Here is a 12,681-nt window from a genome sequence, read left to right on the forward strand (position 1 = left end):
AAAAATAGTTCCCGTAACCCGCCCTTTTTATGCACTAAAAGTTTATTTTGATTTGATATAATTTTTACCGTTTGCTTTAGGCCCAGATGCTTTTCCTAAGAAAATGACCAAAACGATGATCGTTAATAGATAAGGCGCGATCTGTAATAAAACTGGCGGTATTGAAGAAATCACTGGCAATTGTGCGCCGATGATACTTAAGCTTTGCGCAAAACCGAAGAATAAAGAAGCGGCCATTGCGCCTAGCGGATTCCACTTACCAAAAATCATTGCTGCCATTGAAATGAACCCTTGTCCAACAATCGTTCCGGCAGAAAAATTACCTGAGATAGACTGGGCAAAAACAGCACCGCCCATTCCTCCTAGAAGACCTGAGATCAATACACCTGAATAACGCATCGCATATACATTGATTCCTAGTGTATCTGCGGCTTGAGGATTCTCACCAACCGAACGTAGACGTAGTCCAAACTTGGTTTTAAAGATGATAAACCACGCAAGAACAGCAATCAAGATCGCACAATAAGCTGGTAAAAAGGTATTTTTAAAGAATATCGGCCCGATCACAGGAATATCTGATAGACCTGGGAAGGAGAAATACCCTAAGTTTACGGAGATGTTATCCGTTTGACCTTTACCATACCATGCTTTGATTAAAAATACACCTAATGCGGGAGCCATCAAGTTGATGACCGTACCACTGATAATGTGGTCTGCACGTAAACTAACCGTTGCTACTGCATGCAGCAAGGAGAATAAGACACCGACGACCCCACCAACTAGGATAGCGATCCAAGGCGTCATTGCACCTAATTCAGGGCTCATCGTCAAGTTGAAAACAACCGCACTAAATGCACCCATGACCATGATACCTTCTAAACCTACGTTAACGATCCCACTGCGCTCAGAAAAAGTTCCACCTAAAGAGGTCAAGATCAAAGGCGTTGAATAAACGAGTGTAGATGTAAGAATCAAAGCAATCAATTCGACTGTTGACATTAGAGCTCTCCTCCTTCTTTATTCTGACTTGTTGGGTTCGACTCGACCGTTGCAACGATTGCTGCTTGTTTCTTTCCTTGGAATAGTTTCGCCATGATAAAGCGAATCAAGAAATTGATTCCGACGAAGAAAATAATCAAGGCGATCGAAACATTCACGATCTCAAATGGCACTCCTGCACCTGTCTGCATTCCCAGTCCACCGATCTTCAAGATACTGAACAAGATCGCTGAAAGAAGGATTCCAATTGCTGATCCAGAACCTAATAGCGAAACCGCCATCCCATCAAACCCGATGGATAGTGAAGTGGTTTGAACGAAGAAGTTTTGGTATGTTCCTAGTCCTTCAACTACTCCGCCTAGCCCTGCTAAAGCGCCTGAAATCACCATAGATAAAACAATCGTACGCTTGCTGCTCATCCCTGCATACTCCGAAGCAAAAGGATTTAATCCGACCGAACGCACTTCAAATCCTAGCGTTGTCTTCTTCATAAGCAACCAAACGAGGAACAAAGCAATAAGTGCTAAAAACAATCCTGCATTTACACGGGAACCACCGAACATTTGAGTAAGCCAAGGCACTCTCAATGAGGCATTTTGTCCAACTAAGTTTGATGAATCCAAACTAGAACGGTAGCTTTCCGGCATCACGTCATGTAAGGCGAATGTACTAAGATAAAGTAAAATATAGTTCATCATGATCGTTACAATTACTTCACTTGTTCCGAAAAAGGCACGTAGCAAACCAGGAATAGCTGCTGCCATTGCTCCTGCTAAGGCTCCTAAGATCACACAAAGCGGCAATAAAACCACTTTTGGCAGATCAGGAAATGCCAATGCTACCCAGACACTAACGATCCAACCGCAAAGCGCTTGTCCTGAAAGCCCGATATTAAAGAAGCCCGCAGAGTTAGCTACCGAGAAACCTAACGCTGTAAAAATCAATGGCGTTGCTTGTCTTAATGTCTCTCCGATACTTCGTTGTGAACCAAGTGAAGCATTCAACATCGAAGAATAACCTTGAATTGGTTTAAATCCAAAAGCAGCCATCAAAATAGCGCCTAAGATCAATCCTAAAATTACTGAAAATACCGGTACTAGCAGATTACGAAACTTCTCACTGCGATCATTCATGTGCGCCACCAACCTTTTCTAACTCTCTTCTTGCTTCTTCCAAAGAATAGCCCGCCATAAGTAATCCTAGTTCATTTTCAGATGTTTCTTTTGGATCGACGATACCGACGATTTTCCCTTCATGGATCACGGCGATTCGATCCGACACATTCAAGATTTCTTCCAACTCAAAACTAATCAATAAAACAGCTTTGAATTTATCTCTTTGTTCAATCAAACGTTTATGAATAAATTCAATGGCTCCTACATCTAGCCCTCGAGTAGGATTCGCAACAATCAGCAAATCTGGATCACGATCTACTTCACGTGCAATGATCGCTTTTTGCTGATTTCCACCTGAGAGTGCTTTTGCCGGTACGATTTCATTTGTTGTCCGTACATCGTACTCTTCGATCAAGTCGCGTGCATGCTCGTTGATGACCGAGTAATTCAGTAACCCATTCTTACTATATGGTTTTTGATAATACGTTTGTAAAGTGATATTTTCAGCTAAAGTCATATCTAGTACCAGTCCATATTTATGTCTATCTTCAGGCACATGACCTACGCCAGACTCTGTGATTTTACGCGGTTTCTTATTGGTGATATCGTCACCCTTCAAGCGGATTGTGCCACTTTCTGCTTTTCGCAAGCCTGTCAATGCTTGGATCAACTCAGATTGACCATTCCCGTCGATTCCCGCAATCCCTAGCACTTCACCAGCCCGTACTTCTAAGCTAAGATCTTTGACTGCGTCTAGTCCTCGATTTTCTTTGACTACTAGATTTTCAATGGACAATACTACTTCTTGCGGACGTGCTTCTTTCTTCATTGTTTTAAATGAAACAGTACGTCCCACCATCATATCTGCTAATTGTTGAGAAGAGACATCTTTCACATTGACTGTACCGATCCCTTGTCCACGTCTGATAACAGTACAACGGTCAGCTACAGCTTTGATTTCGTCTAATTTGTGCGTAATCAAAATGATGGATTTGCCTTCCTTCACTAACTCTTTCATGATAAGAATCAATTCATCAATTTCTTGAGGAGTCAATACAGCGGTTGGTTCATCAAAGATCAATACATCTGCTCCACGATAAAGTGTTTTTAAAATTTCGACCCGTTGTTCCATCCCTACAGAGATATCACGAACATAGGCATCTGGATTAACCGACAACCCATATTGCTCTGAAAGTTTTTTGATTTCTTCACGAGCTTTGCGGCGATTAAGCACCCCTGCTCGGCTGGGCTCGCTACCCAAAACAATATTTTCTGTAACCGTAAAAGCATCCACTAACATAAAATGCTGATGGACCATTCCGATACCTAGCTGATTAGCTTTTGTTGGGCTTGTAATCTTCACTTCTTTCCCATGCATCAGGATCTCACCTGAAGTCGGTTCTAAAAGACCCGATAGTACATTCATCAATGTTGATTTCCCGGCACCATTTTCTCCAAGCAAAGCGTGGATCTCACCAGCTCTCACTTGTAAATTGATGTTGTCATTTGCTTTGAATGTACCAAATTGTTTGGTGATATTCCGCATTTCTATGACAATATTTTCTTGAACCACATTTTTCACATCCTAACGATTTCTGTCTAGGCAACGATTAACAAAGATTTCTATTTCTATATAAATCTTAAAATGAAGCAAAATACTTCAGGGGATTGTTCCCTTATCAAGAGGTTGTGAAAAGGCCGCTTTACTCCGATGATAATAAGAAAGAATTTTTTAAAATAGCTTTTCATATTTTTAAAAATTCAGGCTTATTTCAAGGAGTTGGCCTTTGAACACCGTTTAATAGAGGTTGTGAAAAGGCCGCTTTGCTCCAATGACAAGTCGTCAAAAACAACCCACTTCTTACAACACCTTGATAAAGAAACAATAGATCAAAATATATTTATTCATAGAATATGGGACAAAAGTAAGTAATACTTTTGCCTCACACTCTATGAATAAATGGCGGGAACAAAAGCACCACCTTCTAAAAATAATCTGAAAATCCACAAAGATGTGAAAAACAATTCCCGTGAATCCCTTCTTATTTTTCGGAGTGAAACACTTCTGTCCCGACCTCTATCGAATAAAACTTAATTAGCTTTTAGGAGTTTCTGGTACTTTGATATCTCCTGAAATGATTTTTTCTTTTGCTTCATCAATTGCTTTTTTCGCTTCATCTGAAAGTTGACCTTCAGTGATACCCACACCGTCTTCTTTCAATCCATAAACTGTGTGTTTGCCACCAGGGAATTTACCGTCAGCTGATTTTTGTGCTAAGTCTTCTACAACAGTTCCCACACCTTTAAGTGTAGATGTCAATGTGAAGTTTTTCTTTTCGCCATTTAAAGTGTAGTCGCCTTCGTCAGATTGGTCACGGTCAACACCGATTACCCAAACTTTTTTGTCGCCAGATTCATTCAATGATTTAGCTTCTTGGAATACACCGTTACCAGTACCACCTGAAGCATGGAAAATGATATCCGCATTTTGAGCGTACATACCTTGTGCAATTGAACGACCTTTATCTGGTGCTGAGAAGTCACCTGCATATTGGTTCAAGACTTTTACATCTTTATTCAAAGCTTTCGCTCCTGCATCAACACCGGCTTTAAATCCAGCATCAAAACGGTCGATTACTTCACCTTTTACCCCGCCGATAAATCCAACAGTATTTGTTTCAGTTGTGTATGCTGCTGCAATCCCTGCAAGATAAGAAGCTTCGTTATCTTTAAATGTTGCTGACACGACATTGTCTTTTCCTTCGATTACGTCATCGATAATCGCAAAGTTTGTTTCAGGATTAGAACCAGCTTGTTCTTCGATTGCAGGTTTCAATTTATAACCAATCCCAAAAATTGTTTTAAATCCGGCATTCAAGGCTTGGTCGATGTTTGGAATATAATCTGATTCATTTGATGATTGGAAGTATTGGAATCCATCATTTCCGCGTGAAAGATCATGGTCTTTCCCCCAAGCTTCTAGTCCTTCCCAAGCTGACTGGTTGAATGAACGGTCATCGACACCACCTGTGTCTGTGATCAATGCTGCAGTTGTTGTTTTTGAAGAGCTGCCTCCACCAGTGGAATCAGTAGAGTCTGAATCGCCGCCGTTGCCACATGCGCCCAATAATAATCCAGCAGATAACGCTACAGCACCTAAACCAAATAATTTTGCTTTTTTCATTTCTGTAAAGCCCCCTAAAATAATTGTTTTATTTTTCAACAGTCAGCTGACTGAATGAACGTGAGTTATAAATCTTTTTCTGTAAATGCGTAAGGTAACAATCCCTCCACAGTTGTGGATTTCATGACACCGTCATCGCCAATCAAAGTTACTGGCATATCCGGTGAACAAAATTCAGCCATGACTTGCCGACAAGCACCGCAAGGAGAAATCGGATCTGGTGTATGCCCAGACACAACCAAGTGTGTAAATGACCTTTCTCCTTCAGAAATTGCTTTGAAGAATGCTGTACGCTCGGCACAATTTGTTAAGCCAAATGATGCATTTTCGATGTTGATTCCTTGATACGTTCGCCCTGATTCAGTCACTAAACATGCGCCTACAGGAAAATGAGAATATGGAACGTAGGCTTTATCCAAGGCCTCTATTGCAGTATCGATCCACTCTTGTTTCACTTCTGACATAAGCTTCTCCTTAAAATTAGTATCCTTCACCTGTTGAGCCAGACATGATCGAAACGCCTGCGCTAGTACCGATCCGTGTTGCTCCAGCTTCAACCATTGCTAAAGCTTCCGCTTCATTATGGATGCCACCTGATGCTTTCACACCCATTTCTGGGCCTACAGTTTGACGCATCAATCGAACATCTTCTACTTTGGCACCACCAGTTGAAAAACCAGTAGATGTTTTGACGAAATCTGCTCCAGCTGCTTTCGCAAGTTCGCAAGCTTTGATGATTTCTTCATGGTTTAGTAGCGCTGTTTCAATGATCACTTTCACTAATGCACGATCTTTGGCTGCTTCAACTACTGCTTCGATATCTTGTTGTACTTTTCCATATTGTTGTGATTTCAATGCACCAATATTGATGACCATATCTACTTCATCTGCGCCGTTTTCAATGGCATTTGTTGTTTCAAAAGCCTTTGTTTCTGATGTGTTAGCTCCTAGAGGAAACCCAATCACCGTGCATACCGCTACCGGTTCACCTTTTAGATTTTCTTTTGCTAAAGAAACCCATGTTGGATTGATACAGACAGAATAGAAATGATATTTCTTTGCTTCTTCAATGATGCGCATGACATCCGTTTCTGAAGCATCTGCTTTTAAAATTGTATGGTCGATCATTCGATTCAATTCCATTTTTTTCTCTCCTTTTTATTCTGTGATAATGTCGTGTATTAATGTAGGCTTCTCTGCCGAATCACTGATTTCAATATTTTGATAAAGCAATTCTTTCACAGAAGAGATATCTTCTTCATTACTATAAATCGTTAATAAAGATTCGCCCTCTTGGACAGGATCGCCGATTTTTTTATTTAATTTAAGCCCTACCGCATGATCAATAGCATCATCTTTCGTTTTACGGCCAGCTCCCAACATCATTGCGGCAATCCCCAACTCATTCGCAACAAGTTTCGACACAATGCCACTTTCCTTCGCAGGAAGCTCGCTTACATACTTCGCTGTCAACAATCGTTCAGGCTGATCCACCACGCTTGGGTCGCCCCCTTGATTTTGGATCATTTCTTTGAATTTCAACAAAGCTTTGCCAGATTCCAACGCTTCTTTAAGTTGAACTCTTGCTTCATCGATCGTAGCCGCTTGTTTTGCTAATACCATCATTTGGCTTCCCAATGCGTAACACATTTCCACCAAATCTTCCGGCCCGTTGCCTTTTAATGTATCAATAGCTTCGACGACTTCCAGACTGTTGCCAATTGCCTCACCCAATGGTTCAGACATATCAGAAATCACTGCAACTGTTTGTCGATTCGCTAGTTTACCAATACTTGTCATTGTTTTTGCTAATCGTCGGGCATCCTCGATGTTCTTCATAAATGCCCCATCACCAGTAGTGACGTCTAATACGATTGCATCCGCTCCCGCGGCGATTTTTTTACTCATGATCGAACTTGCGATCAAAGGAATCGAGTCAACTGTCGCCGTCACATCCCGTAAGGCATATAACTTTTTATCTGCTGGTGCAAGATTTCCCGATTGACCAATAACCGCAACCTTGCTGTCATTGACGATCCGGATAAATTCTTCATCAGGAAGTTCGATCTTAAACCCTGGGATCGCTTCTAATTTATCTAGCGTTCCGCCCGTATAACCAAGTCCTCTGCCAGACATTTTTGCCACTGTCACACCCACACTAGCTACTAACGGCGCTAAGATCAACGTTGTCGTATCTCCCACACCACCAGTCGAATGTTTGTCGACTTTGATCCCATCTAATGGACTCAAATCGATCACATCCCCTGAATGTGCAATTGCCAGTGTCAAGTCAGTAATTTCTCGATCCGTCATATCTTGATAGAAGATCGCCATTAGTAATGCGCTGATTTGATAATCAGGAATGTTACCACTCGTATAATTCGTAATAATATAGTCGATTTCTTTCGTTGATAATTCGTTTCCGTCCCTCTTTTTTTCAATCAGATCCACCATTCGCATTGCCTGATCCTCCTTGTCTTCATTCGGTATTATACAGGATTTTTATAAAAGGTAAACCACTTTAGTAAACCAGTTTACTAAAAACGCAAAGGGCTATACTTAGCCTTTATAAACACTTACATAAGCAATATACCGCCCAGTTAGCCCGTTGTCAATGTTTTTATGCTCTCACGAATAATTAATTTTGTTTCAAAGACTTTGTTCGGAACTTTGCGTTGAGGAAATTCAATCGTGTCGATCAAAAAGCGAGCAGCATAAAAACCAATATCAAAACTTGGTTGTTTAACCGTTGTCAATTTGGGGATCATATATTCAGAAAGTTTTAGCCCATCAAACCCAATGACTGAAATATCTTCCGGAATTTTTTTCCCTAACTCATCGATTGCTTGGTAACAACCAATCGCCATCGCATCATTCCCACAAAAAATTGCAGTAATATCTTTGTGGCGTAGCAATCTCTTGGAAGATTCATAACCACCTTGTACCGTCAATTCACCCTGTTCAACAAGTTTGCCGTTAAAAGGAATACCATGATCTTTTAGCGCATGGCGATATCCATTGAACCGCTCTTCCAATTGATAGTAACCAGTTGTTTCCTTCAGCATACCGATCTTAGTATGTCCATTTTCAATGAACAACGATACCGCTTGGTAAGCCCCTTCATATTCTTTCACAAGCAATCGTCCATGATCTCTACGGTTTAGTCCCCGATCGATCAAGATGATCGGCATGTTCGTATAAAACCCACTATCTAAAGAATACGAATCAGGCAAGACATTCGGGGTAGCCAATAAGATGCCATCTACCGAACGATGAGAGAGTTCTTGTAAATATTTGATTTCATTCTCCTGACTATGCCGAGAATTACACAGCATGATCACATACCCCAACGGATTTAAATAACTTTCGACCCCTTCAATCAATTTAGAGAAGAAAAAGTCGGTCACATCAGGCACGATCATCCCGATCGTCTTAGAATGACGATTGATCACATTGGAGGCAAAATAATCAGGTTTGTAGTGATGCTCATTCACGATCTCCAATACTTTTTTTCTGGTTTTATCACTAAAGCGACTTCCTTTATTGTTCAATATCTGTGAGACCGTCGTCACAGAAACGCCAGCCATCTCTGCGATATCTCTGATCGTTAATTTCACTTCTTCTCCCCCTTTGTATAAATTCTTTTTTAGTTTACCAAAACCCTTTCAAAAAGAATAGCTAGAAAATAGACAGAATGCTCTACTTCCCCTTTTTTATCTAAGCTTCAACGAAACAAAAAAAAGCCGAGACATTTCTATGCCTCAGCCTCCTAGATCTATATAAATCATCTCTCAAAATATTCTACTCATAGCAAAAAAATTTATAACCATTCACATCGCTGCTTTTCTAAAAAGAGCAAAAAACGATGAATAGTCACGATATCCCATTATTTCATTTATTCTTTCACACTTTTGATAATGTAGTAGCCTTTGTCTTTAGTAATGATCTCCGCATTCCCAAAAGTTTCTAGCATTTTTTTTTGTGCGCTCGGTGCTCCCTGTTTCTTTTGGATCACGATCGTCAATGTTCCACCTGTTTTTAATCGTGGATACGCCTCCGTCAATATTTCATGGACCACTTTTTTCCCTGCACGGATAGGCGGATTACTGACAATAGCAGCATAGCCTTCTTCTTGGACATCTTCATAGATATTTGATTGGTGGATCTCCACATTTTTAATTTGGTTCCGTTTGGCATTCCCCTGCGCCAACTCAACTGCCCGTGAGTTGATATCGACCATCTCCACCATTCGCTGACTCTCAAAAGCAATGGCTAATCCGATTGGTCCATAGCCACAACCAACATCTAATATCTTCCCTTCACTTGGTAATTCTTCCCAGTCAAATGCATCAATCAATACACGTGAACCGTAATCGACTGTTTCACGTGAAAATACGCCAGAATCAGTCACAAATCGGAATATTTTTCCTTTTAATTCAAAGGGCCATTCCTCAAAATCATGGGCTGTATCGGGGTTTTCTGAATAATAGTGGTTTGTCATAATGTCCACCCTTCTTACTTTGTTAGTTGTCCATAGTCTATCGTTTTATGTACAGAGGTGCAAGTCAGACTAGAACCCTTGAGAGTTATTTTTTCTTCCGACTATGGAAAAATACCCAAAAAAGACAAAGCTTTCCTCCCAAGTGGTGGGGTTTAGGAATGTTTTGTGTTAAAATAAATCCATTGATGGGAGAATGCAGGAGGCTATGAGGCTATTATGAACGATCCAATGAATTACTACCGTGTCGCAAGAGAAGAATGGCGTGAATTTTATCGTAACGGGCAAGCACCATTGACCCAAGATGAATTAGATAAAATCAAGAGTTTGAATGACCGTATTTCGATGCAAGATGTTCGAGACATTTATGTTCCTCTTGCTCATCTGATCTATCTTTATATGAAAGAATTTGAGTCTCTTACTTTGAGTAAAGGTCTTTTTCTTCATAAATACGTGGAGGTATCGCCATTCATCATTGGGATCGCCGGAAGTGTCGCCGTTGGTAAAAGCACCACTGCTCGCCTACTGCAAACAATCTTATCTCGTACCTTTAAGCGGAGAAATGTTCAGTTGATTACAACTGACGGTTTTCTCTATCCTAACAAGGTCTTAAAAGAACGAGGGATCATGGATCGTAAAGGATTCCCAGAAAGTTACAATATGGAAATGCTCATTGACTTCCTAAATAAAGTCAAATCCGGTCAGGAAGAAATCAAAGTCCCAGTCTACTCACATGACGTCTATGATATCATTCCTGATGAATATGAGTTGATCCAACAACCAGATATTTTGATCGTTGAAGGAATCAACACACTTCAACTACCAGCCAACCAACAAATTTACGTCAGCGACTTTTTTGACTTTTCCGTTTACGTTGACGCAGATTCATCACTGATCGAAAAATGGTACCTTGATCGTTTCGGTGCCTTGCTCGATACAGCTTTTCAAAATCCACAAAACTATTACTATCGATTTGCTATCGGCGATCGCGAAGATGCGTTCAAAATGGCAAAAGAAGTATGGAAAAATGTGAATTTAAAGAATTTAAACGAATATATCTTGCCTACTCGCAGCAGAGCAGATATAATTCTCCATAAAACTGAAAATCATATCATCGATTCGATTTTCATGCGAAAATATTAGCATTTTAAAATAGTTTCATCTATTTTGAGATAAAATTTAAAGGGATAGGGGTAATAAATGTGACAAACGTTGCCGATATGACAAACGTTGAAAAGATTATCGTATTAGATTATGGTAGCCAGTATAACCAATTGATTACACGACGAATCCGTGATTTGGGAGTCTTTTCCGAACTATTGAGCCACCGCATTACTGCAGAAGAAGTAAAAGCAATGAATCCGAAAGGGATCATTCTTTCTGGTGGACCAAACAGTGTGTATGATGAAAATGCTTTTGGAATCGATCCAGAGATCTTTAACTTAGGAATTCCAGTATTAGGGATTTGTTATGGTATGCAATTGATCACTTATAAATTAGGTGGATCAGTTGAACCAGCCAAAAACCGCGAATACGGAAAAGCACTCTTAGAAGTAACTGCTGACGATGCTGTGTTGTTCAATGAGACACCAAAACAACAAACTGTTTGGATGAGTCATGGTGACTTAGTAACAAAAGTTCCTGAAGGTTTTGAAATCGTCGGAACAAGCAAAGATTGCCCAATTGCATCAATCCAAGATACAACACGCAACTTCTATGGTATCCAATTCCATGCAGAAGTGCGTCATTCCGAATACGGAATCGAATTATTACGTCACTTTGCATTTGATGTCTGCCATTGCGAAGGCAACTGGACAATGGATAACTTCATCGATATGCAAATCGAAAAAATCCGTCAACAAGTAGGCGACAAAAAAGTTTTACTTGGTCTTTCAGGCGGCGTAGACTCTAGTGTTGTCGGCGTTCTTTTACAAAAAGCAATCGGTGATCAATTAACATCGATCTTCGTTGACCATGGCCTATTACGTAAAGGCGAAGCTGACCAAGTAATGGAAAGCCTAGGCGGTAAATTTGGCTTGAACATCATCAAAGTCGATGCCAAAAAACGTTTCCTAGATAAACTAGCTGGTGTTTCTGATCCTGAACAAAAACGCAAAATCATCGGAAATGAATTTGTGTATGTTTTTGATGATGAAGCAACGAAATTAGCTGGTGAAGAAGGCGTTGCTTTCTTGGCACAAGGCACACTTTATACTGACGTGATCGAAAGTGGTACTGAGACAGCTCAAACAATCAAGTCTCACCACAACGTTGGTGGTCTTCCAGAAGATATGCAATTTGAATTAATCGAACCTTTGAACACACTCTTCAAAGATGAAGTCCGTGAATTAGGAACACAATTAGGTATGCCCGATTCAATCGTATGGCGTCAACCTTTCCCTGGACCAGGTCTAGGTATCCGTGTACTAGGTGAAATCAGTGAAGAAAAATTAGAAATCGTCCGCGAATCTGATGCAATCTTGCGTGAAGAAATCGCTGCGGCTGGATTAGATCGTGACATCTGGCAATACTTTACAGTCTTACCAGGTATCCGTTCTGTTGGTGTTATGGGCGATGGCCGTACGTATGATTACACTGTCGGTATCCGCGCTGTTACTTCCATCGATGGCATGACAGCTGACTTTGCTCGCATCCCTTGGGACGTCTTGCAAAAAATCTCTGTTCGTATCGTCAACGAAGTGGCACACGTCAACCGTATCGTGTACGATATCACGTCTAAACCACCTGCAACTGTGGAGTGGGAATAAAGAGCCAACATAATATGGATGGGGAACGCCTATAAATCAACATTCTTCAGTTGCTAAAGAGCTTGATTTTCATTAAAAATGATATGGTTCCCTACCATTCTCCCTACCAAAAATCGG

11 protein-coding genes are annotated in these 12,681 nt (G+C 40.6%); 2 read left to right on the forward strand and 9 right to left on the reverse strand.

Annotated elements, in window-relative coordinates:
- Nucleotides 1-42 precede the first annotated feature (42 nt).
- The 9 genes from ED2_RS06695 to ED2_RS06735 all read right to left on the reverse strand — a co-directional run bounded on the left by ED2_RS06695 (nucleotide 43) and on the right by ED2_RS06735 (nucleotide 9,799).
- Nucleotides 43-999 carry an ABC transporter permease gene (locus tag ED2_RS06695; RefSeq protein ID WP_005880836.1) on the reverse strand — a complete coding sequence of 319 codons (957 nt, stop codon included), beginning with the start codon at nucleotides 997-999 and terminating at the stop codon, nucleotides 43-45.
- The gene (locus ED2_RS06700) at nucleotides 999-2,132 is read right to left on the reverse strand and encodes an ABC transporter permease (protein ID WP_005880838.1); all 1,134 of its coding nucleotides are present in this window, start codon (nucleotides 2,130-2,132) and stop codon (nucleotides 999-1,001) included. Before ED2_RS06700 ends, ED2_RS06695 begins: the two co-directional genes overlap by 1 nt.
- Nucleotides 2,125-3,687, reverse strand: coding sequence for an ABC transporter ATP-binding protein (locus ED2_RS06705; protein WP_005880840.1), 1,563 nt, complete (start codon nucleotides 3,685-3,687; stop codon nucleotides 2,125-2,127). Before ED2_RS06705 ends, ED2_RS06700 begins: the two co-directional genes overlap by 8 nt.
- Before the next feature lie 522 nt (nucleotides 3,688-4,209).
- Complete coding sequence (locus ED2_RS06710; RefSeq protein ID WP_005880842.1) at nucleotides 4,210-5,298, reverse strand: BMP family lipoprotein; 1,089 nt, start codon at nucleotides 5,296-5,298, stop codon at nucleotides 4,210-4,212.
- A 65-nt stretch (nucleotides 5,299-5,363) separates the two neighbouring features.
- Nucleotides 5,364-5,762, reverse strand: coding sequence for a cytidine deaminase (locus ED2_RS06715; RefSeq protein WP_005880844.1), 399 nt, complete (start codon nucleotides 5,760-5,762; stop codon nucleotides 5,364-5,366).
- A gap of 16 nt (nucleotides 5,763-5,778) precedes the next feature.
- Complete coding sequence (gene deoC / locus ED2_RS06720; protein WP_016177176.1) at nucleotides 5,779-6,441, reverse strand: deoxyribose-phosphate aldolase; 663 nt, start codon at nucleotides 6,439-6,441, stop codon at nucleotides 5,779-5,781.
- A gap of 15 nt (nucleotides 6,442-6,456) precedes the next feature.
- Nucleotides 6,457-7,758: a pyrimidine-nucleoside phosphorylase gene (locus ED2_RS06725; protein ID WP_016177175.1), complete on the reverse strand. Its 1,302-nt coding sequence runs from the start codon at nucleotides 7,756-7,758 to the stop codon at nucleotides 6,457-6,459.
- A gap of 140 nt (nucleotides 7,759-7,898) precedes the next feature.
- The gene (locus tag ED2_RS06730) at nucleotides 7,899-8,915 is read right to left on the reverse strand and encodes a LacI family DNA-binding transcriptional regulator (protein ID WP_005880851.1); all 1,017 of its coding nucleotides are present in this window, start codon (nucleotides 8,913-8,915) and stop codon (nucleotides 7,899-7,901) included.
- A gap of 278 nt (nucleotides 8,916-9,193) precedes the next feature.
- Nucleotides 9,194-9,799, reverse strand: a complete 606-nt coding sequence (locus ED2_RS06735) for a class I SAM-dependent methyltransferase (RefSeq protein ID WP_016177174.1) — start codon at nucleotides 9,797-9,799, stop codon at nucleotides 9,194-9,196.
- A gap of 216 nt (nucleotides 9,800-10,015) precedes the next feature.
- Between ED2_RS06735 and coaA the strand changes: the two genes are divergently transcribed.
- Both coaA and guaA read left to right on the forward strand, forming a co-directional pair.
- Nucleotides 10,016-10,939 (forward strand): type I pantothenate kinase, encoded by a 924-nt coding sequence (coaA, locus tag ED2_RS06740; protein ID WP_016177173.1) that lies wholly within the window; start codon nucleotides 10,016-10,018, stop codon nucleotides 10,937-10,939.
- A gap of 59 nt (nucleotides 10,940-10,998) precedes the next feature.
- Nucleotides 10,999-12,564, forward strand: coding sequence for a glutamine-hydrolyzing GMP synthase (gene guaA / locus ED2_RS06745; protein ID WP_005880856.1), 1,566 nt, complete (start codon nucleotides 10,999-11,001; stop codon nucleotides 12,562-12,564).
- Nucleotides 12,565-12,681: the final 117 nt, after the last annotated feature.

Origin of the sequence: Enterococcus durans NBRC 100479 = LMG 10746 (assembly GCF_001544215.1) — a bacterium.
GTDB lineage: Bacteria > Bacillota > Bacilli > Lactobacillales > Enterococcaceae > Enterococcus_B > Enterococcus_B durans.

Excerpts from the sequence above, each read along its gene's own strand:
- ED2_RS06695 (WP_005880836.1), bottom strand. The coding sequence starts at position 999 with ATGTCAACAGTCGAATTGATTGCTTTGATTCTTACATCTACACTCGTT.
- ED2_RS06700 (WP_005880838.1), bottom strand. The coding sequence starts at position 2,132 with ATGAATGATCGCAGTGAGAAGTTTCGTAATCTGCTAGTACCGGTATTT.
- ED2_RS06710 (WP_005880842.1), bottom strand. The coding sequence starts at position 5,298 with ATGAAAAAAGCAAAATTATTTGGTTTAGGTGCTGTAGCGTTATCTGCT.
- ED2_RS06715 (WP_005880844.1), bottom strand. The coding sequence starts at position 5,762 with ATGTCAGAAGTGAAACAAGAGTGGATCGATACTGCAATAGAGGCCTTG.
- deoC (WP_016177176.1), bottom strand. The coding sequence starts at position 6,441 with ATGGAATTGAATCGAATGATCGACCATACAATTTTAAAAGCAGATGCT.
- ED2_RS06725 (WP_016177175.1), bottom strand. The coding sequence starts at position 7,758 with ATGCGAATGGTGGATCTGATTGAAAAAAAGAGGGACGGAAACGAATTA.
- ED2_RS06735 (WP_016177174.1), bottom strand. The coding sequence starts at position 9,799 with ATGACAAACCACTATTATTCAGAAAACCCCGATACAGCCCATGATTTT.
- coaA (WP_016177173.1), top strand. The coding sequence starts at position 10,016 with ATGAACGATCCAATGAATTACTACCGTGTCGCAAGAGAAGAATGGCGT.